15 protein-coding genes are annotated in these 21,498 nt (G+C 70.4%); 8 read left to right on the top strand and 7 right to left on the bottom strand.

Annotated features, from left to right (window positions below; genetic code table 11):
* Window positions 1–20 precede the first annotated feature (20 nt).
* The 5 genes from glk to AB0B91_RS30455 all read left to right on the top strand — a co-directional run bounded on the left by glk (window position 21) and on the right by AB0B91_RS30455 (window position 11,487).
* Window positions 21–1,025 carry a glucokinase gene (gene glk / locus AB0B91_RS30475; RefSeq protein WP_358326842.1) on the top strand — a complete coding sequence of 335 codons (1,005 nt, stop codon included), beginning with the start codon at window positions 21–23 and terminating at the stop codon, window positions 1,023–1,025.
* 13 nt (window positions 1,026–1,038) lie between these two features.
* On the top strand, window positions 1,039–1,650 hold the full coding sequence (eda, locus tag AB0B91_RS30470; RefSeq protein WP_358326840.1) for a bifunctional 4-hydroxy-2-oxoglutarate aldolase/2-dehydro-3-deoxy-phosphogluconate aldolase: 612 nt from the start codon (window positions 1,039–1,041) through the stop codon (window positions 1,648–1,650).
* Between the two features lie 235 nt (window positions 1,651–1,885).
* Window positions 1,886–7,912, top strand: coding sequence for a phospholipase A2 (locus AB0B91_RS30465; protein ID WP_358326839.1), 6,027 nt, complete (start codon window positions 1,886–1,888; stop codon window positions 7,910–7,912).
* Window positions 7,913–8,047: 135 nt separating this feature from the next.
* Window positions 8,048–11,038, top strand: coding sequence for a BTAD domain-containing putative transcriptional regulator (locus AB0B91_RS30460; RefSeq protein ID WP_358326838.1), 2,991 nt, complete (start codon window positions 8,048–8,050; stop codon window positions 11,036–11,038).
* Between the two features lie 68 nt (window positions 11,039–11,106).
* Window positions 11,107–11,487, top strand: a complete 381-nt coding sequence (locus tag AB0B91_RS30455) for a hypothetical protein (protein ID WP_358326837.1) — start codon at window positions 11,107–11,109, stop codon at window positions 11,485–11,487.
* 6 nt (window positions 11,488–11,493) lie between these two features.
* On the opposite strand, the gene AB0B91_RS30450 is transcribed toward AB0B91_RS30455, so the two are convergent.
* Window positions 11,494–12,648: an RtcB family protein gene (locus tag AB0B91_RS30450; RefSeq protein ID WP_358326835.1), complete on the bottom strand. Its 1,155-nt coding sequence runs from the start codon at window positions 12,646–12,648 to the stop codon at window positions 11,494–11,496.
* A gap of 328 nt (window positions 12,649–12,976) precedes the next feature.
* Between AB0B91_RS30450 and AB0B91_RS30445 the strand changes: the two genes are divergently transcribed.
* A complete protein-coding gene (locus AB0B91_RS30445) occupies window positions 12,977–14,728 on the top strand; it encodes a serine/threonine-protein kinase (RefSeq protein WP_358326834.1) in 1,752 nt (583 codons plus the stop codon).
* Here AB0B91_RS30445 and AB0B91_RS30440 read toward each other — a convergent pair.
* The 3 genes from AB0B91_RS30440 to AB0B91_RS30430 all read right to left on the bottom strand — a co-directional run bounded on the left by AB0B91_RS30440 (window position 14,715) and on the right by AB0B91_RS30430 (window position 17,179).
* Window positions 14,715–15,998, bottom strand: coding sequence for an MFS transporter (locus AB0B91_RS30440; protein ID WP_358326831.1), 1,284 nt, complete (start codon window positions 15,996–15,998; stop codon window positions 14,715–14,717). The genes AB0B91_RS30445 and AB0B91_RS30440 overlap by 14 nt on opposite strands.
* A 260-nt stretch (window positions 15,999–16,258) precedes the next feature.
* Window positions 16,259–16,666, bottom strand: coding sequence for a nuclear transport factor 2 family protein (locus AB0B91_RS30435; protein WP_358326829.1), 408 nt, complete (start codon window positions 16,664–16,666; stop codon window positions 16,259–16,261).
* 30 nt (window positions 16,667–16,696) lie between these two features.
* The gene (locus AB0B91_RS30430) at window positions 16,697–17,179 is read right to left on the bottom strand and encodes a DUF3237 domain-containing protein (protein WP_358326827.1); all 483 of its coding nucleotides are present in this window, start codon (window positions 17,177–17,179) and stop codon (window positions 16,697–16,699) included.
* Between the two features lie 129 nt (window positions 17,180–17,308).
* Here AB0B91_RS30430 and AB0B91_RS30425 point away from each other — a divergent pair, with 129 nt between their 5' ends.
* The gene (locus AB0B91_RS30425) at window positions 17,309–17,959 is read left to right on the top strand and encodes a helix-turn-helix domain-containing protein (protein ID WP_358326825.1); all 651 of its coding nucleotides are present in this window, start codon (window positions 17,309–17,311) and stop codon (window positions 17,957–17,959) included.
* A gap of 41 nt (window positions 17,960–18,000) precedes the next feature.
* Window positions 18,001–18,606: a maleylpyruvate isomerase N-terminal domain-containing protein gene (locus tag AB0B91_RS30420; protein ID WP_358326823.1), complete on the top strand. Its 606-nt coding sequence runs from the start codon at window positions 18,001–18,003 to the stop codon at window positions 18,604–18,606.
* A 20-nt stretch (window positions 18,607–18,626) separates the two neighbouring features.
* Here the strand turns inward: AB0B91_RS30420 and AB0B91_RS30415 are convergent, their stop codons facing one another.
* From AB0B91_RS30415 to AB0B91_RS30405, 3 genes are all read right to left on the bottom strand, one after another.
* The gene (locus tag AB0B91_RS30415; RefSeq protein WP_358326821.1) at window positions 18,627–19,649 is read right to left on the bottom strand and encodes a hypothetical protein; all 1,023 of its coding nucleotides are present in this window, start codon (window positions 19,647–19,649) and stop codon (window positions 18,627–18,629) included.
* 73 nt (window positions 19,650–19,722) lie between these two features.
* Complete coding sequence (locus AB0B91_RS30410) at window positions 19,723–20,346, bottom strand: response regulator transcription factor (RefSeq protein WP_358326819.1); 624 nt, start codon at window positions 20,344–20,346, stop codon at window positions 19,723–19,725.
* A gap of 66 nt (window positions 20,347–20,412) precedes the next feature.
* Entirely contained in the window at window positions 20,413–21,420 is a 1,008-nt protein-coding gene (locus tag AB0B91_RS30405) for an ATP-binding protein (protein WP_358326817.1), read from the bottom strand.
* Between the last annotated feature and the right edge of the window lie 78 nt (window positions 21,421–21,498).

Genomic DNA, 21,498 nt, shown 5'->3' with positions numbered 1-21,498 from the left:
CGCTCGTCGGACAGTGCGCCGTGAGCGCGTTCGATCTGCCGTGGCTGGTCGCCGACATCGGGGGTACCAACGCCCGGTTCGGGCTGGTCACCTCGCCGGGGGCGCGGCCGTCGCACGTCGCGGTCCTGGCGGGGGCCGACTACGACACCCTCCCGGAAGCCGTAGCCGCCTACCTCGCGGAACACGCGGGCGGAGTGCGGCCGGGGGCGGCGTGCCTGGCCGTGGCGGGGCCCGTCGACGGTGACCGCTACACGCTGACGAACTCGGCCTGGAGCGGCTCGGCGAGCGACCTCGGCCTGCCGTACGCGGTGCTGCTGAACGACTTCGAGGCGCTGGCCGTGTCGCTGCCTCATCTGGAGCCCGGCGACCTGGCGTCCCTGGGCGGCCCGGAACCCGCCCACGGCGTCAAGGCCGTGCTCGGCCCCGGCACCGGGCTCGGTGTCGCCGGGCTGGTGCCCGCCGACGGCGGCTGGACGCCGGTCCCCGGCGAGGGCGGGCACGTCACGGTGCCGGTGTTCGACGACCGGGAACGGGAGATCGTCCGCGCGCTCCACGCCGGGGGCCTGGACCACGTGGTGGCCGAGCACGTCCTGTCGGGACCGGGCCTGGTACGGCTGCACCGGGCGCTCGCCGAGGTCAACGGCGTCAATCCGCCCAGCCTGTCGGTCTCCGACATCGTGGCGCGGATGGACGACTCGCTGTGCGCGGAGACGGTCGAGGTGTTCTGCGGAATGCTGGGGAGCTTCGCCGGGAACGTGGCGCTGACCCTCGGTGCCAGGGGTGGCGTCTATCTCGGCGGCGGAGTGCTGCCCCGTATCGTGGAGCGTGTGCGTACCAGCGACTTCCGCGCCAGATTCGCCGACAACCCGGACATGGCCGGCTACCTGTCGGCCATCGCGACCACGCTCATCGTCGCCCCGCAACCGGCGCTGACGGGCGCCGCCGCCTGGCTGGCGCAGCGCGCGACAAGGGAGTTGGGGTCCGCGCGCGAGCGTATTGAGCTTCCCCCGATAGGCCAAAGATGAGGAGAGAACTTTCATGAGCCTGCTCGATCTCGCCCCCGTGATCCCGGTCGTGGTGATCGACGACGTGGAGACGGCCGTGCCGCTGGCGCGGGCGCTGGTCGCGGGCGGTCTGCCGGTCATCGAGGTGACCTTGCGTACGGCTGACGCGCTGGAGGCCATCGCCAGGATCGCCGCCGAGGTGCCGGAGGCCGTGGTCGGCGCCGGGACAATCCGGACTTCTGATGATATTGCGGCGTGTTTGACGGCTGGGGCGAAGTTCCTGGTATCGCCAGGGACGACGCTGGCGCTGGCCGACGCGATGGCGGCGAGCGGGCTCCCGTACCTGCCGGGCGCGGCTACCGCCACCGAGGTGATGGCGCTGGCCGAGCGGGGTCTGAAGGAGCTGAAGTTCTTCCCGGCCGGGCCCGCGGGCGGCGTACCGTACCTGAAGGCGCTGGCGGGACCGCTGCCGGACGTGCGGTTCTGTCCGACCGGCGGCATCAGGCCGGCCACCGCGCCCGACTACCTCGCGCTGCCGAACGTCGGCTGCGTCGGCGGCACCTGGCTGACCCCGGCCGACGCCCTGGCGGCGGGCGACTGGGGCCGCGTGGAGAAGCTCGCCGCCGAGGCGGCCGCCCTCCGCTAGCGGCGCCCCACCGAGGCCGCCGCCCACCGATGGCGGCGTCCTGCCGAGGCCGCCGATGGCGAGCGGCCGCCGCGCCCCATGCCCCCAACGCGTTCTATACGGCACCTATACAACCGCTGATCAGCCTGAGCCCGACTGGCTCATCGCGTTGCAGCGGAGGTAGACGGTGTTCAACAAACCTGGGGGGCTCATCGCGTTACCGCCCCTCGTCGCCCTGCTACTGACATCCAGTGCCGTGATATCGCTCCCGGCCGGGGCGGAGCCCGTCTCGGCCAAGGCGCCGGCTCCGGCCGCCGCCTGTCCCGACGAGATGCCGACCGAGATCTCCGCCCGCCTGGCCGCCCAGGTCTGCGGCAAGCGGATCAAGGCGACGTCGCTCACGTCCGAGACCGACGAGTACTTCCTCAATCCCAACGGCACCGTCACCCAGGACCACCGCTACCGCCCGGTCCGGGTGAAGCGGGGCGAGCAGTGGGTGGCGGCCGACTCGACACTGGTCGCGAACCCGGACGGGTCGGTCACGCCGAAGGCCGCCTCCCTCGCCTACAGCTTCTCGGGCGGCGGCGCGGGCCCACTGGTCACCGCCACCGAGAAGGGCACCGAGCTGAGCCTGGGCTCGCCCCTCGGCGCCCTGCCCAAGCCGGTGCTGAACGGCGCGAGCGCCACCTACCCCGAGGTGCTGCCCGGCGTCGACCTGGTGCTCACCGCCGATGTGGACGGGTTCGCCGAGAAGCTCGTCGTCAAGAGCCGCGAAGCCGCCGCCGATCCCAAGCTGAAGACGCTGAAGTTCGCCACCGCCCTGAAGCATGGCACCTCAAAAGCCGATAAATCCGGCAATGTCATGATCGTCGATGCCAAGGGCGAGCCGGTGTTCGCCTCCTCGGCACCCGAGATGTGGGACGCCGCCACCGAGACCGCCATGACGCGCAACCCCGCCACCCCGGCCATCGCCGCGCGGGCGGGCAAGCGCGCCAGGATGGACGTGAAGCTGTCCGGCCGCGCCATCGAGGTCGTCCCGGACGCCGCCCTGCTGGCCGATCCCGCCACGGTCTTCCCCGTGACGATCGACCCGAGTTTCACCGCCGCCAAGTCGGCCTGGACGTACGTCGACTCGGCGTACCCGACCAGCTCCTACTACAACTCCAGCAACGACGCCACGGCCGGCACCGCCGACTCCGGCGGTTACAAGCGGCGCTCGTTCTTCAACATGAGCCTGTCGGGGCTGGGCACGGGCAAGCACATCATCTCCGCGACCTTCAACATCAAGGAGACCTGGGCCTGGTCCTGCTCGGCCAGGAACGTCGAGCTGCACCGGACCGCCGCGGTGACCTCGTCCACCACGTGGAACAACCAGCCGGCCTCCAACCTGTCCATCGGCGCGAAGAACGTCGCCTACGGCTGGTCGTCCAGCGGCGCCGGCGGGGCTTCGTCCTGCCCCGCGGCCTGGATCGGCTGGGACGTGACCAGCGCCCTGCAGAGCATCGTGACCGCCGGCGGCACGTCCATCACGTTCATGGTGAAGGCGGGCAGCGAGACGGACAACTACTACTGGAAGCGGTTCGCGAACAACCCGAACGTCTCCATCACCTACAACACGATCCCGGCCACGCCGTCGAGCCTGGCGATCGCGCCCTGCACGACCTGCGCCAGCCCCGCGCTGGTGTCGTCCGCGCAGCCGACGCTGTCGGCCAAGGTCAGTGACACGGACGCGCAGGCGCAGCGGGCCGACTTCGAGGTGTGGACGCCCGACCACGTCACCAAGGTCACCGGCGGCTCCGTCTCGGGCGTCGCCTCCGGCGCCACCGGTTCGTGGAAGGTGGGTACGGCCCTGGCCAACACCACCTACCACTGGCGGGTCCGCTCCTACGACGCCACCGACTACAGCGCGTGGTCCAGCTGGTTCACCTTCACCGTGGACGCGGCCCCGCCGCCCGCCCCTGACGTCTCCTCCGCCGACTATCCCGAGGACGCGTGGGCGAAGGGCTCCGGCCAGGCGGGCCAGTTCACCATCACGCCGACCGGCACCGATGTGTCGGCCGTGGTCTGGTCCTTCGACGGCGCCGCCCAGCAGTCGGCCGCGAACTCCGGCACGCCGTACACGGTGAGCTGGACCCCGGCCGCCGACGGTCCGCACACGTTGCAGGCCTGGGTGAAGGACAAGGCGGGCAATCTGTCCGACGCCACGACCTACGCCTTCAACGTCGGCCGCTCGGCCGTCACCTCCCCGAAGGACGGCGGCTCGACCGCCCGCCGTACGGTGCTGACCGCCGAGGGCAGCAGCGGGCTGACCGCGGTCACGTTCGCCTACCGGCGCGGCGAGGCCGACGACTGGCACCAGGTTCCCGCCGCCGACGTGCGGAAGAAGGCCGACGGTTCGGCGATCACCTGGCCGGTGGCGATGGCCTCCGGCGTCTCCCCCGAGCTGGTCTGGGACGCCACCCACACGCTCACCGAGGACGGCGTGATCCAGATCAGGGCCGAGTTCACCGCCTCCTCGGGAACGGCCGCGTCCCAGCCCGTCGAGCTGATCGTCGACCGCGACGCGGAGGGCGCCTCCAGCCAGCCCGTCGGGCCTGGCTCGGTCAACGTGCTCACCGGTGACTTCAGGATGGCGGCCACCGACGCCAACGTGTTCGGCGTCGGGCTCATGCGCTCCTTCTCCTCGCGGGACCCGCGCAAGGGCTCCTCGCTGCCGGGGGTGGCGGCCATCTTCGGCACCGAGTGGACGCCGACCGGGCTCGCCCAGTCGGGGCAGGGCACCTTCGCCCAGCTCCGCCTCACCTCCCCCACCTCTGTCGAGCTCAGCGGCGAGGGCTCGTCGGTGGCCTTCACCAAGAACACCGACGGCTCCTTCGCCGCGCAGCCCGACGCCGCCAACCTGAAACTGACCTACGACGCGACGACCGACCGCTACACCCTGGCCGACACCAACTCCGCGGAGCGGACGGTCTTCGCCAAGGTGACCACCGACGCGACGGCCTACCTGGTCCGCGCCGTCTATCCGGCGAGCGGCAAGAGCAGCACGGCCTTCGTCTGGGAGTCGGTGACCGGCACCGACGGCAAGGCGCTGGCCAGACCGCTCAAGATCATCGCTCCGTCCTGGTCGGTCGCCTCGCAGGGCGACTGCGACGTGGACACCCTCGCCGGGCTGCCCCAGGGCTGCCGGCTGATCAGGCTGACGTACGCCACCACGACGACCGCGGGCGCCCAGCTCGGCGACGTGGCCGGCCAGGTCAAGCAGATCAGCCTCTGGGAGGGCGGGGCGAGCGCGCCCCAGGGCCTGGCCGAGTACCGCTACGACGACCTGGGCCGCCTGCGCGAGCAGTGGAACCCCAACACCCCCGACATCAAGACCCGCTACGACTACGACCTCGGCGGCCGGGTGAACCGGTACTCCCCGCCCGGCGAGCTGCCGTGGACCTTCACCTACGGCAAGGCCGGCAACACCGACACCGCCGCCGACGGGATGCTGCTCAGCGCCTCCAGGCCGACGCTGCGCCCGGGGACACCGAGCGAGACGAACGGCACCGCGACCACCTCGGTGGTCTACGACGTCCCGACCGGCGGGGCCGGCGCGCCGTACACGCTGACCGAGGCCGCCACCGCGGCCTGGGGCCAGAGCGACGCGCCCACCGACGCGACCGCGATCTTCCCGGTCGACCAGGTGCCCGCCAACCACACCGGCCGCGGCGGCCTGGCCGCCTCCGACTACGGCCGCGCCACGATCACCTACCTCAATGCCTCGGGGCAGACGGTCGACCGCGTGGAGCCGGGCGGCGGCGTGTCCGTGAGCCAGTACGACGCGCAGGGCAACACCGTGCTCTCGCTCTCGGCGGGCAACCTGGCGCTGGCCATGGGCCAGGGCTCGTCGGCGGGCACCGACCTGGGCCGGCTCGGCCTGCTCAACACGCCGACGGCGGAGCGGGCCCGGCTGCTGGCCGAGCAGTCCGTCTACAGCGCCGACGGCCAGCGCATGGAGTCCGAACTGGGCCCGCTGCACCTGATCACGCTGAACGGCGCTCAGGTCGCCGCCAGGAAGCACACGGTCAACACCTTCGACGAGGGGCGGCCCTCGGACGCCAAGGTGGCGAACCTCACCACCACCGTGACCGTCGGCGCCTCGGTGCCCGGCAGCGCGGCCGACACCGACCTGAGGGTGAGCAAGACCACCTACGACTGGGCCACCGGCAAGAGCCTCAAGACCGTCCAGGACCCCGGCGGCCTGGCGATCACCAAGACGACCGGCTACGACTCCGAAGGCAGGGTGATCACCGCCACCATGCCGAAGTCGTCGGGCGACGACGCCGGCACCACCACCAGCGAGTACTACTCCGCCGACGGCTCGGGCACCTGCGGCGGCAAGGCCGAGTGGGCCGGGCTGCTGTGCCGCACCAAGTCGAAGACGGCCGTCTCCGACAGCGGCTCCAGGCCCGCCGAGCTGGTCACGAAGGTCTACACCTACGAGCCCGGCGGCCGGGTGACCGGGGTGACCGAGACCGCGAACGGGATCACCAGGACGACCACCACCACGTACAACGTCGCGGGCGAGATCGCGAAGGTCACGGTCACCGGCGGTGTGGGCACGGCCGTGCCCGAGGTGACCGCGATCTACGACTCGGCCGGGCGCGCGGTGCAGACCACCGCGTCCAACGGAACCGTGATCAAGCGCGAGTACGACGCGCTGGGCCGCCAGACGTCCTACACCGACGCCGACGGCGGCGTGACCCGGGTGGAGTACGACGCGCTCGACCGGGTGACCAAGAAGACCGACACCGCGCCGTCCACGGTGACCTACGTCTACGACACCACCGCCGACCCCAGGGGCGTGCTCACCTCGATGACCGACTCGGTCGCGGGCACGTTCACCGCCGCCTACAACGTGGACGGCTCCATCGTCCGCGAGAGCCTGCCCGGAGGCGTCTCCTACAGCCTCACCAGGGACCCGTCGGGCGCGCCGACCTCGCGCGTGTACCAGAACGCCGCCGGTGTGAAGCTGATCGACGACTCGGTGACCTGGTCGGTCCACGGCCAGCAGGTCACGCACAACGGGATGTCGGCCCAGAAGATCGCCTACGACAAGCTGGGCCGGATCGGCTCGGTGGACGACACCGTGAGCGGGGTCTGCGCGCGGCGGGCGTACGGGTACGACGCCAACTCCAACAGGACCTCGCTGACCAGCAGCGGCTGTGACGGTTCCGGGTCCGTCACCGAGAACCACGCCTACGACGGCGGGGACCGGCTGGCCGACCCGGGCTACACCTACGACGCCTACGGCCGCACCACGGCGACGCCCGCGGGGCTGACGGTGGACTACTACAACACCGACCTGGTCAAGTCGATGACCTCGGGCTCGGTGCGGCAGTCGTACACGCTCGACCCGCAACTCCGGCGCGACACCACCACGCTGGAGCAGCAGACCGGCGGAGTCTGGAGCAGCGCCGGCAAGCGGGTCGAGCACTTCGACGCCGACGACGACACGCCGGCGTGGATCGTGGAGGACACCACCTCCGGAGCCATCACCCGGAACGTCCACTCCATCTCGGGCGGCCTGTCGGCGATCACGTCGGCGACCGGCGACGTCCGGCTGCAACTGACCAACCTGCACGACGACATCAACGTGGTGTACACGGTGGCCGGCGGCGTCCCGATGGCACTGGACTTCGACGAGTTCGGCAACCCGCGCGCGGGGCAGCCCTCGACGAGGTACGGTTGGCACGGCGCGGCCGAGCGGGCCACCGACACCCCTGACGGCACCATCCTCATGGGCGTCCGGCTCTACCAGCCCAAGCTGGGGCGCTTCCTGCAGACCGATCCGGTGGACGGCGGCAGCGCGAACGCCTACGACTACGCCGCCCAGTCACCCACGTCGAACGCCGACCTGGACGGCAAGAAGTGGTACTGGTGCACGAACTTCTGGCACTTCGCCTTCAACCACTGCGGCGTCAACTACGCCTACTACCACGGCAGCTGGCGATACGTGCACTGGAAGAAGACCCCCGCGGGCTGGTGGGTCCGCGGCGTGTACTACGACTACTGCACCAAGGCCCCCGACAAGCCGCTCGGGTACGACTTCCGGCAGGCGTGCATGATGCACGATTACGGCTACGCCCTGCGCAACATGGGATACGTCCACAGCAAGTACCAGGTGGACTACATCTTCTACTACGTCCTCTACTGGGGCGTCTGCTCCCATTACTTCTGGAAGGGAACCTGTAGGTCCATCGCGTACAACTACTTCCTCGCGGTGCTCGCCTTCGGCTGACGCCCAGGATCGGCACCGGCGGGAGCCTGGCTCCCGCCGGTGTCGGCGTTCCATGGGTTGACGGGCCAAGAACCATCGTGCACATTTAAGCGACTTTGATCTTCTTTGTGCACTTCAGTCTTGTCCGGGAGCGCGATGGAGTTCGCCGTTCTGGGGCCGCTTCACATCTCGGCCGATGACCAGCCGCTACCACTCGGCGCGGGCAAGCAGCGCGCTCTGCTCGCCGAACTCCTCTGTCACCCGGGACGCGCCGTCTCCACCGCCACGCTCATCGAGGCGCTCTGGGGCCAGAGCCCGCCCCGGACCGCGGCGGACAACCTCCGGCTCTACGTGCACCAACTCCGCAGGACGCTGGGCCGCGACCGGATCACCCGCACCGGCACCGGCTATGTGCTCGCCCTCCATCCGGGCGAGCTCGACGCGGACAGGTTCGAGTCCCTGGCCGAGCAGGGCAGGATCGCCCTGTCCGCCGGAGACCACGAACGGGCCGCCGAGCTGCTCAAGCGGGCGCTGGACCTGTGGCGCGGTCCCGCGTACGCGGAGCTGAACCTCACCACCGCACTCAGCGACCACGCGCACCGGCTGGAGGAGGAGCGGCTGACCGCGCTGGAGAACCGGATCGAGGCGGACCTGGCCCGCGGCATGCACGCCGCGCTCGTCGCCGAGCTGAGTGGGCTCGTCGGCGAGCACCCCCTGAGGGAACGGCCGCGCAGGCAGCTCATGCTCGCCCTGGCCAGGTCGGGCCGCCAGGCGGAGGCGCTGGCCACCTACCGCGACGCCCGCAGGGTCTTCGCCACCGAACTCGGTCTCGATCCCGGCGCCGAACTCCGTCATCTGCACCAGGCCATCCTCACCGGCGCCCTGCCCGCCGACTCCGCCCCCGCTCCATCGGGTGACCGGTGTCCTGCGCAACTGCCGGCCGACATCTCGGACTTCACCGGCAGGGTCGAGCAGCTCGCCGAGCTGACCGATCTCCTCGGCGACGGGCCGCCGCCGGGGCCGGGCCCGGTGCGTGTATGCGTCATCGCGGGGATGGGCGGGGTCGGCAAGACGACGCTGGCCGTACACGCGGCCCATCTGATCGCCCGGCACTACCCCGACGGCCAGCTCCACACGAACCTGCACGGCGCGGAGTCCTCCCCCGCCGACCCCGGCCAGGTGCTGGCGGCCTTCCTCACCGCGCTCGGCGTGCCGCGTCCCACCCTGCCGGAGACCGTCGAGGAGCGGGCCGCGGTCTTCCGGAGCCGCCTCGCGGACCGCCGGATGCTCATCGTGCTCGACAACGCCGCCTCCGAACAGCAGGTCCGCCCGCTGTTCCCGGGTACGTCCGGCTGCGCCGTCATCATCACCAGCAGGACCCGGCTGACCGGGCTGTCCGGCTCGGCGGTGGTCGAGCTGTCGGTGCTCCACTTCGACCAGGGCGTCCAGTTGCTCTCCCGGATCGTCGGGCCCGGCCGGGTGTCCGCGGAGCCGGAGGCGGCGGCCGAACTCGTCCGGCTGTCGGACGGCATCCCCCTGGCCGTCCGGGTGGCCGGCGCCCGGCTCGTCGCCCGGCCGCGCTGGCCGCTGACCCGCCTGGCCGGGCAGCTCACCGACGAGCGGCGGCGGCTCGACCAGTTCGCCACCGGCGACCTGGCCGTCCGGGCCAGCCTGGCGCTCAGCTATGTGGGGCTCGACCCCGCCGCGCGCCGGGCGTTCCGGCTGCTCGGGTCGCTGGAGGTGCCCGACTTCGCGGGCTGGGTGGCCGGGGCGCTGCTCGACCTTCCCGTGGCGGCCGGTGAGGAGCTGGTCGAGGTGCTGGTGGACACGCAGCTCGTGCTGATCAGCGGGATGGATCCGGCCGGGCAGCCCCGCTACCGCTTCCACGACCTCGTCCGCCTGTACGCCCGCGAGCGCGGCGAGCTCGAAGAGGAGCCGGCGGCCGTGGCCGCGGCCCTGAGCAGAGCCTTCGGGGCCTGGCTCGCGCTGTCCGAACGCGCCACGGAACGCCTGCCGGGCACCACCTCGGCCATCATCCACGGCACCGCCCCGCGCTGGAACTCCCCCGACGGCGCCCCGTGGGAGCCGCCGGCCGTACAGGACCCGACGGCCTGGTTCGACACCGAGCGGGCGGCGCTGGTCGCGGCGATCCGCCAGGCGTGCTCGCTGGGCCTGTCCGAGGTCGCCTGGGACACGGCCTGCTGCGTGGAGCGTTATTTCGACGTGTGCGGCCTGTTCGACGACTGGCGCGGGCTGCACGAGCGGGTCCTGGAGGTCTGCCTCACGACGGGCGACCGGCTCGGCGAGGCGATGATCCGGCGCGGGCTCATGCACGCCACCACGTGGACGGAGACTGGTGGCGCGGCCATGGCCGCGCAGTACGAGGGGGCCGAGCAGCTGATCGCCCTGTTCGCCGAGCTGGGCGAGGAGCGGGGGCTGTCCGACGCGTACGTGCTGCGCGCCTGGGGTGAGGCGGCCAGAGGCGACACGGCGGAGGGCCTGCGCTCGGGGCAGATCGCGCTGAGCCTGGCGGAGGGCAGCGGCCACCGGGGCGGGCAGGCCAGGGCGCACGTGTGCATGGCGGTGGCGCACGGGACCCGGAACATCAAGATGGCCATCCCGCACCTGCTGCGCGGCCTGGAACTGGCCGAGCAGCTCGGCAATCCGCGCTTCGAGGCCACGACCCTGCAGTTCCTGGGCCTGGCGCACGCCCATGCGAAGGAGTTCGAGACCGGGCTGGACTACCTGGTCAGGGCCCTGGCCATCTACCGGCAGATCCGCGATCCGCTGCTGGAGGCGATGGGCCTGGTCGCGCTGGCCAAGCTCTATGCCGGGCACCATGACCCGAGGGCGCGGGCCGCGGCCGAGGCGGCCGAGCTGCTGAGCAGCTCCCATCGCCTGGCCCACCACCGGGCCGACGCGCTCTGGGTGCTCGGCGAGGTGGACCTGGCGGAGGGCAGGATCGACGAGGCGGTCACCCATCTGGAGGAGTCGGTCCGGCTCTGGCGCACACGGGGGTGGCAGGAGTTCCTGGCCGGCGCGCTGGCCGGCCTCGCCGACGCCTATACCGCCGCCGGTGACCTCCCGGCAGCCGCCGCGGCCCGTCAGGAGGCGGACGCTCTCTCCGGATCTACTCAGGCGGGATGAGTACGAGGGCCGATGCCGGGAAGGTCCGTCGGTGATCAGGATGGACTTCACACCTCTTTGGGAGTCACATGTCCCGTTCCGTCATCGCCTGGGCCCTGATCCTCGTCATCGCGGGATCCGTCGCCGTGGCCATCTGTATCGCCACCTCACCCGTGGCCTCCGCCGACGCCCCCCGCGACTTCTTCGACTCGCCCTACCTGCTGCCCGCCTTCCTCGTCCTGGCGGTCCTGGCCGGTCTGGCCGGTTGGTTCGTCCCTCAAGTGGGCGTGCTGTGGGGGCTGGTGGCCGCCGCTCCGTTCTATGTCTCCTTCGCCCCGGCCGTGATCAAGGAGCTCCGGGAAGGCGGGCAGGGGCTCTGGCCGGTCGGGCTGCTGTACCTGGTCGGCCTCACGCTCATTCCCCTGGTCGCCGCCCTGACGACCTCGCTGGTCGTCAGGGCACGCGGATAAAGGGCATCAACCCTTGTAATTGAAAATCTGGTGGAGGGTGTGCTGAATTTCCACCAGGTCCTTTTGGTCGGCCATTACCTGGTCGATGGATTTGTACGCCGCGGGATGCTCGTCCACCAGTGCGGCGGCTCTGTCCGCATTCCAGATCCGGCCGCTCATGGCCGCGGTGAGAGAGGTCGCCGACAGTTCCCGCTTCGCCTTTGTCCGAGACATGCGGCGGCCCGCGCCATGGGAGCAGGAGTTGTACGACTCGGGATTTCCGCGACCGCGCACGATGTACGAGCACGTGCCCATCGAGCCGGGGATCACTCCTTCATCTCCCGTGTCGGCCTTGATGGCTCCCTTACGGGTGATCCAGAGGGACTTGCCGTAGTGGGACTCCTGCTGCGTGAAGTTGTGGTGGCAGTTGATCGTACGGACCCGCTCGCCCTTGCCCACGACCCGGAACAGGGCGTTGATCAGAACCTTGTCCATCCGGGCCCGCGAGGCCATGGCGTAGCGCTGCGCCCACAGCATGTCCTCGATGTACGCGGTGAACTCCGGCGTGCTCTGGACGAGGTAGGCGAGGTCCGGGTCCTCCAGGCTGGTGGCCTGCTTCTTCATCAGCTTCTTGGCGCCGACGATGTGCATCGTGGCGAGCTGGTTGCCGACGCCGCGCGAACCCGAGTGCAGGACCGTCCACACCTGGTCACGCTCGTCAAGGCAGACCTCGACGAAGTGGTTGCCGGAACCGAGGGTGCCGAACTGGTCGGCCACCTTCCTGGACTGCCTGGGGTTCAGGTCGGTGTAGGGAAGTCCGAGGTCGCCGAGGGCGCGGTCCGTCGACGGGTCCTGGTGGCCCTTGCCGACGCCGGCGGGGATGCGGTGCTCCACCATCGGCATGAGGGCGGCCAGGGTGTCGGGCAGGTCCGAGGCCGTGAGTGTCGTTTCCGTGGCCACCATGCCGCAGCCGATGTCCACACCGACGGCGGCGGGAATGATGGCGTTTTCCGTGGGAATCACCGAACCGACTGTGGCACCGATGCCGATATGCGCGTCGGGCATGAGAGCGACGTGACCGGAAACGAATGGCAGGCGGGCAGTGCGTGCGGCCTGCGCGATCGCGCCTTCGTCGATCTCGCTGGCCCACGACAGCAGGTTCGGTGCGGGCTGGTTCGGCATGAAAGAAATCTCCTCACTGGTTCGTGATCAGTTTGGCGGGACCAGCGAAGAATTCCCAATCATTTTATCGAGTGCGGGTTTTATGAAGCACATCGAGCCGGACACGACCGCGCCCACCGAGGCATGGGAGGCCGAGCGCATCGAGTGGGCACCAGAGGGCCTGCGCGCGCCGCACCGCGCGTTCCGCTACAAAGGTGCCACAACCCGTCCAAACTCAGTCGCCACCAGGCAGCCCGTTCCTCCGTTAGAGTCTTGGGGAACGGGCATGCCGGGCGGAGGATCGCATCGGTTGAGGCAACGCGGCAACGAAGGCGAGAGGACAGCGACGTTGGGGCAGCAGGGGCGCTCCGCAGGCACTCCGCTGACGTCGGACGACCCGCCGGCGATCGGCCCCTATGAGCTGATCAGCCGCCTTGGCTCAGGCGGCATGGGCACCGTCTATCTGGCCAAGGCCGCCGACGGCGTACAGGTCGCGCTCAAGGCGATCCGCCGCGACTACACCGCCGACCCGGTCTACCGGGCGCGCTTCCACGAAGAGGTGTCCAACGCCCGCAAGGTCGCCTCGTTCTGTACGGCCCGGGTCCTGGACCACGGCGAGCACGACGGGGTCCTCTACCTGGTCACCGAGTACATCGAGGGCATCTCCCTCGAGGACCACCTGATCGAGCACGGCCCGCTGACGCCGTCCGTGCTGCACTCGGCGGCCGTGGGCGTGGCGGCGGCGCTGACCGCGATCCACGCCGTCGGCCTGGTGCACCGCGACCTCAAGCCGGCGAACGTGATGCTGACGCTGGGCGGCCCCCGGGTGATCGACTTCGGGCTGGCCCGCTCGACCCACGTCTCCTCCCGCCACACCAACGCGGGCATGGTGATGGGCACGCCCGGTTGGATCGCTCCCGAGCAGGTCTTCGAGGGCCGCACCAGCCCGGCGGGCGACGTGTTCGCGTGGGGGTCGCTGATCGCCTACGCCGGGCTCGGCGGCCACCCGTTCGGCGAGGGCGACGCCTACGTCATGGCGGCTCGTGCCCGCACCGCCCCGCCCGACCTGCGCGGCCTGCCCGCGCCGCTCGACCGGCTGGTGGCCGCGGCCATCCATCCCGACCCCGCGCGCCGCCCCGCGGCCAAGCAGCTCCTGCTCGAACTCGTCGGCGCGGCCGACGAGCCGGCCGCCCAGCTCGCCGCGACGCGCCACCTCAGCAGCTCGTGGAATCCGTCGGAGTTCCCGCCGCTGGCCGAGTTCCCGCACAATCCGCAGGTACGCCCGGCGCCGCCGGGCTGGACCCCGCCGCCGCAGGCCCGTCAGCCACAGGTGCACCCGCCTCAGCCCCACCCGTCGCAGACGCACCAGCCGCAGGCCCACCAGGCCCACCAGGCCCAGCCCCACCAGCCGCAAGCCCACCAGCCTCAGGCTCATCAGCGGACCGGCCCGGGGCCGCTGCCGGGACGCGGGCCGGTGCCCCGTCCGGCCGCCCAGGCGCCGCCACCACCCCGCCAGGCACCCCTGTCTCCTCAGCAGACAGGCCAGGTGCCGCTTTCCGCCCATCAGACGGGGCAGGTGCCGCTGCAGCCCGGACCGAGGGGTCCGGCGTTCCCGGCCAAGCCGAAGCCGAAGAGGAGCGTGTTCGCCAGTTGCCTGACCGCCATCGTGGTGGCCATCGTGCTGCTGGTGTTGCTGCTGGCCGTACTGACGTGGGCGCTCAGGTCGCCCGACGCGGTCGGCGCGGACAGCCCGGTGCAGGACGGGAAGCTGAAGTTCGCGGTGACGGGCACCAAGTGCCCCAAACCGGCGAGGAGCGCGAAGCAGCGCACCTGCCAGGTGAGCGTCAAGGTCGACAACATCGGCCAGGAGGCCCGGGTCCTCTACCCGGGCCAGCAGAAACTGCTCGACGAGGACGATGCCTTACACGGCGGCATCAAGCTGCTCGACAAGGCGGGCTCGGAGGTCACACCGGTCCGCATCGGGCCGGGCCAGTCCTTCAGCGGCGCGCTGCTGTTCGAGCTGCCGAAGGAGGCCCAGCCCGCGGGGCTGGAGCTGCACGACTCCGGCCTGAGCACCGGGGTGCGGGTCAGGCTCGACTAGTGCCGTAGGCGGCGGGGTCGGAGATGTCGATCCTCGAACGGTCGGGCAGTGCGAGCGTCGCGGCGAAGCCGATCGCCGCACCGATGATCATGAATACGGAGATGGCCTGCCAGCCGTAGTCGTGCAGCAGCCAGGTGGCGATCAGCGGTGCCGGCCCGCCCGCGATGACCGAGGCCAGCTGGTATCCCAGCCCGGCTCCGCCGTACCGCAGACCGGTCGGGAAGCTCTCCGCGATGAGCGCCGCCTGCGGGCCGTACTCCATGGAGTGCTGGAGTTGCGTGATCATCATGGTGAGCAGGATGACGACGGCGATGCCGGTGTTGAGCAGGGCATAGTAGGGGAAGGCGATCACCGCCAGCAGCGCGGCCCCGATGAGGTAGATCCTGCGGCGGCCTATTCGATCGCTGAGGTGCCCGAAGTACGGGATCGCGAAGAGCTCGACGGCCGCCGCGGCGCTGACGGCGGCGAACGCGAACGTGCGCGACATCCCGATGTGCGGGGCCGTGATGTAGGTGATCACGAATGTCGTGTAGAGGTAGAACGGCATCTGCTCGGAAACGCGCAGGAGCGCGCTGAGCACGACCTCCTTGGGATGCTTCTTGAGGACCTCGACGACCGGCAGCTTGGCCACCTGCCTGGTCTCCAGGAGCCGCGCGAACAGCGGCGTCTCCATGACCCGCAGCCGCACCCACAGACCGACGGCGACCAGCACGAGACTGGCCAGGAACGGAATCCGCCAGCCCCAGTCCTTGAACGCGTCGCCCGCCGCCAGGGCCACCAGCGACATCGCGCCCGTGCCGAGTATGAGGCCGATGGGCACGCCGACCTGCGGCCAGCTCGCCATCAGGCCGCGTCTGCGCTGGTTGCCCCACTCCATCGACAGCAGCACCGAGCCGCTCCACTCGCCGCCGACCGCGATCCCTTGCAGGATGCGCAGGACGACCAGCAGGACCGGCGCGGCCACGCCGATCGAGTCGGTGCTGGGCAGCACGCCGATGAGCGCGCTTGAGACGCCCATCATGACGAGGGTGATGATGAGCGTGGCCTTACGCCCGATGCGGTCGCCCCAGTGCCCGAAGATCGCCGCGCCTACCGGCCGGGCTGCGAAGCCGACCGCGTACGTGGCGAAGGCCGACAGGGTGCCCGCGTACGGGCTGGACTTGGGGAAGAAGACGTCGGCGAATACGGTCGCCGCGGCCGTGCCATAGAGAAAGAAGTCATACCACTCGATGGCAGTACCGACGACGCTCGCCGTCGCTGCCTTCCTCACCTGGGATTGATACTCCGCCGCTGGTAACCCGTGATCGTGCGTCACCTGCGCCTCCTCAGCCCGGACCGGGACTCCCAGTGTGATCCGGCTCACACGCCACCCGGCTTGCGCGATGCCTACCCGGCTCACGGGACACGAACACGGGATTTGTCAGATCGTTAGCGACAAGTGGTGTCTTTCTGGTGTCGGAAGCCGCCTGCGAGGAACCGCGTTACGGTCTCGTCGCCGCAACTCGGGCTTTCCGGCAGCCGTCCGACCGCCTATGCGGCGGTGAGCGCGGCCTGGGCTTGGGGAAGGTCGATGAAGGTGTCCTTCCGTTCGACCAGCCCGTTCTCGTCGAGTGTGACCACGTCGAGGCAGTCGAAGCGGATCGGACGTCGGTTGCCGTCGGGGTCGGCGAGGACAGCGGTGAGTGCCCAGTCGAGCACCCAGTGGCGGTCGCCGATGATCGTCCGGTGGACGTCGAATCCCATCTCCGGCCACTGGGCGAACATGGCGGCGAAAGTGTCGCGAAGTGCGGACCGGCCGTGGACCGGCTGCTCGCCATTGTGCAGCCAGAACTGGGTCGCGGGCGAGTGCAGCGCGACTATCGCGTCCACGTCGCGGGTGGCGAAGGTCGTGACGTAGGTGTCGAAGACGTTCTGTGCGGGCGATGCGGTGGGGGGCATGGCTCATTCTCCTGTCACTGGCTGGGCGGATCACTTGATGCGGTAGACGCGGTAGTTGACGTGGTTGAGCGACAGCTCGTTGACCGCGATGGCGACGGTGGAGTTCAGCCACGCGTAGCGCTCCGCGCCGGTCTCGAACAGCGGCACGGATCGTGCGTGCATCTCGTCCCAGCCGATGGTCTCACCGGCCCACAGCCGGCCGATCGCCTCGTCCGAGAGCGTGGCGCGACCGGTGACGGTGACGAACACCAGCTCGTCGTCATGGGTGCGGATCGTCGCCCGGACGTCGAGGCGGGCGACGCGATCGGAGCCGACCATGATCCAGTCACCGCCACCGGGCAGGAACTCGCCGCGCAGCCGCGGCCCCTCGACGGTGCCGCGCTCGACGACCGCGATCATGCGCGTGCCCAGCGGGGTGGACAAGGTCTGCATGGTCTGGAACGTGATGGCGAAGTCGCACAGGCGCTCGACCGCAACCTCGGTGATGGCTGGGTCTGTGTCGAGAAGGGTCATGTGGTCCTCCGGGAGCCGGTAGTCCTGCCGTGGCACCACCTTGAAACGATCACTTGGAAAAGTCAAGTGATAGCTCTGAATTTCAGATCAAGAGCTTGGACTTGGCACGACGTGCGGTACGCTGCCGTCATGGCATCGCGTTCCTACGGTCACTACTGCGCGGTGGCCAAAACGCTCGACCTGGTCGGCGAGCGGTGGACCCTGCTGGTCGTCCGCGAACTGCTGGACGGCCCGAAACGCTACGTCGATCTCCTTGGCGGGCTCGTGGGCATTTCCACCGACATGCTGGCCGCCCGGCTGAAGACGCTGGAGGAAGCGGGAATCGTCAGCCGGCGCACGCTTCCCGCGCCCGCCGCATCGAAGGTGTACGAGCTGACGCCGCTCGGCCGGGATCTGCAACCGGCGATGACCGAGCTGGCCCGGTTCGGCATGCGCCTGCTCGGAGAGCAGGACGACGACGCCTTCCAGGTTCACTGGATCACGCCGTCGCTGTGGGCGATGTTCCAGCCGGAGCGGGCCCAGGCCCTGTCGCTCACCGTCGAGTTCAGAGTGGGCGCCGACGCCATGCACGCCCGCGTCGCCGACGGCGCGCTGCGCACCTGCCCCGGCCACGCCGACGATCCCGACGCCGTCCTGACCTTCGCCGATGCCGCGACCCTCACCGAGATCGGGCGCGATCCCGCCGCGTCACTCGCCGCCGTCTCCACCGGCCGTCTCCACGTTCAAGGAAGGCCTGACGCCGTCCAAGCCACGAGAGACCTCTTCGGACTCAACCGCTAGAGGATTGCGCATACCCCCGAACGGGTCCAACATGATCGGCGATGACCGACACAAACATGATCATGAAGGCAGCGGCCGAGTGTCAGGCGTTCCTGGAATCGGCCGCCGACCAGGACTGGTCCGGCCCGATCCCCGGCCTGCGGTGGACCGTGGCGCAGGCCGTGGCCCACACGGCCGACGGCCTCCTGTGGTATGCCACCGACCTCGCCGCCGGAGGCCGGGAACTGAGCACCATGGACCTCGCGGTACGGCCGGAAACCGCTCCTCAGGACCTCATCGCCACGCTGGGAACGTTCGCCACCGTGCTGGCCAGGGTCGTGGAAGGCGCACCACCGGACGCCCGGGGCTGGCATCCGTACGGGCTGGCGGACGCGTCCGGCTTCGCCGCCATGGCCTGCGACGAGTTGCTCATCCACACCTACGACGCCTCGCTCGGTCTGGAACCGGACTTCGTCCCTTCCGAAGAGCTCGCTCTGGCGACCCTGGGCCGCCTGTTCCCCTGGGCTCCTGGGCTGGCCGGGGCCTGGGAGACCCTGCTGTGGGCCAACGGACGAGCCGACCTGTGGGGCCAGGAGCGGCAGACAGGCTGGCGATGGCACTGCGCACCGCTGACGGAGTGGGACGGGACCAACCCACGGACGGGTTGAGGGCAGGAACCAGTGGAGGATCACGGGAGCCGGAACAAGGCCACGCCGCCCCCTTCCTCGCGGCTGTCACCTGTCGCTTCGACCGCGAGCACCCGTTCGTCGGGAGACCAGGCGCTGCGGGTGCGCAGCAGGGGCGAGGCGAGGTTCAACAGCCGGCTGCCCGATCCGATGTCCCAGACGCGCAGGGCCGCGTCGTCGCGTCCCCGTACTGTGGCGATCATGGACAGCCGCTTGCCGGACGGGCTGAAGTGGAACCATGGGCCGATCACATCCGCCTCCGGCCCCAGGTCGCCGGGCAGCGCTCGCAGCACCTTTCCCGACCTCGCGTCCGACAGTGTCACCTGCCCGGCCTTACCGTCCCAAGCCGCCTTCACCGTGCCGTCCGCGCTGGCCACCTCCCGTGCTCCCCACCGGCGCCCCCATGCGTCCTGGTCCCGCGATTCCAGCCGCTTGCCCGTTCGCACGTCCCACCACAGGCCGGCCGCCTCGACCGCGGTCTCATCGAGAGAGAAGATCATCCCCTGGGTCCTGGGCAGCTCCATCACCGGTGATTCCCAGCCTCCGGGACTACCGTCCAGACGCCACAGGCGGACGCGTCCCTTGGGCAAGGTGCCGCCATCCTCGGACGCGGTGCCTCGCCAGGCGGGTTCGAAGAACACCCCCGCGGCGTACCGGCCCGTCCAGGAGACGCCGAGCGTGCCGACCAGGCCGCCTCGAAGATAGGGGCCGTCAGCGGTGTGACCGGTGACCGCCCCGCTGGTCGCGTCGATCGTCACGAGCGCCGTCCGCTGAGGCGGCGGCTGCTTGTCTTCCTCCGGTTGGTCGGTCCGCTGCACCTCGGTGCCGACCATGCTCAGGTGCTTCCCATCGGGTGCGAAGGCGATCGCGGGAAAGCTCCTCAAGGCCTCGTTCCCCACGAACCCCGGCACGTGATGTACGGCCACACACCCGCTGCGATCCAGCCAGCGGTCGAGCCGCTCACATGGCCGTAACTCCCGGCTGGACCACCAGGCGACGGCCGCCACGATGACGATCGCGACCACAACCGCCGCGCTCCACCGCGAGAGCCGACGATTCCTTAAATTGATCACAAATCGAGGCTACTGCCCTACCCCGTCAAGCGGTCCCCGAGTTCCACGCCCAGGCCGCGATCCCCACCCGATTCGCCGCTCCGAGCTTGCGCTGGACATTGGCCACATGTGTCTTCACCGTGCCGGCGCTGATGAACAACTCGGCCGCGATCTCGGCATTGGTATGCCCGTGCGCGACCAAGCGCGCGATCTCCACCTCCCGCTCGGTGAGCGGATCCTTCGGCGGCACCGCCTTGGAGCCGCGCAGGTGGCGCAGCAACCGCACGGTGACCTGCGGGCTGATGAGCGTGTCCCCGGCCATGGCGGCGCGAATGGCCTCGATGAGCAGCGTCGGCCCCGACCGCTTCAGCAGGAACCCGCAAGCACCGTTGCGCAGTGCGGTGTGCACATAGTCATCGAGGTCGAACGTGGTCACCACGATCACCCGCGTCTCCTGCGCGAGCACCCTGGTGACCTCAAGCCCGTCGAGCTTGGGCATCCGGATGTCGGCCAGTACGACGTCGGGCTTGAGATGCCGGGCCAGCTCCACGGCCGCCCGGCCGTCGGCCGCCTCCCCCACGACCGTCATATCGGGCTGCGAGTCGAGAATGAGCCGGAACCCGATCCGTACATCATCCTGATCATCCGCGATGAGAACCCGTGTCGTCACGGTCCTTCCCCCTCCAGCCGCGCGTACGTCACCCCACAATCCCACCTCCGGCCCGCGGCTCCGGACTCAGACGGGGACGACCGCGGTGACGCGCCAGCCCGTGCCGTGGGGACCCGCGGAAAGGGAGCCGCCGACCGACTCGAGCACCTCGGCGAGGCCCGCCAGGCCGAAACCGCCGTCGCGACCGTGCTCGGCGAAGCGGCTCCCGCGTTCGTCGGCCTCCGGCCGGCCACCGCTGCCATCGTCGTCCACCCGGACACGGAGCATGTCCCCGTCTCTCGTCACCGCGATGTCGACGGTGGTCGCACGCGGCGCGTGCCTGCGTACGTTGGTCAGCGCCTCCGTCACCACCCGGTAGGCGGTCGCCGACGCCTCGCGTGAGATCTGCTCCGCCTCGACGAAGAGATTCACCCGGACGGTCGGCGAGAACCCGTCGGCGAGGTCCCGCAGCCCGTCGATGCCGGGTGCGGGACCTCTGGCGGGTTCGTTGAGCATGTGGACCGTACGGTCGAGCGAGGCCAGGGCCCGCTGGCCGCCCTCCTCGATGCGCCGCAGGGCATCCTCGATCTGCGGCGGCAGCCCTGGCGCGAGCCGGGCCGCCTGGGCCTGTACGAGCATGCCGCTGACATCGTGCGCCACGAAATCGTGCAGGTCACGGGCCAGAGCGAGCTGCTGATCCCGTACGGCCCGCACCACCGCCCGGCGCCGGTTCCCGTCGAGCGAACGCAGGTAGAGCCCGGCCGCGGCGGCCCCGACCGCCCCCAGCGACCAGCCCGTACAGCCGGCCAGAACCAACGAGAGCGGCCCGGGCCAGACCATGCGCAGCAGGATGACCGAAACCGCGAGACCAGGTACGAAGGCCGCGACAGGCGCGCGGCGGGCCGCGAGCATGGTCAGGGCGAGCAGCGCCGGAACCTCGATCAGCAGCCAGAACGTGGCGCCGCCAAGGGTGCCCGTCAGCGGATAGTAGGCGGTGATCGCCAGGGAGACCGCTCCCCCGCCCACGGCCGAGTAGGCGGGCGGGACGCGCCGCGTGCCCGCCACCACCCGCGCGCACAAGCCGATGAGGTTCACGAGTCCGACCCTAGAGCGCCTCGGCCGGCGGCCTGCCCAACAGGCCCCGGACGAGACCGCAGGAGCCGCCAAGCCCGT

Origin of the sequence: Nonomuraea sp. NPDC049141, assembly GCF_040648415.1 — a bacterium.
Lineage (GTDB): Bacteria > Actinomycetota > Actinomycetes > Streptosporangiales > Streptosporangiaceae > Nonomuraea.
This window is presented reverse-complemented; position numbering and strand designations above follow the sequence as displayed.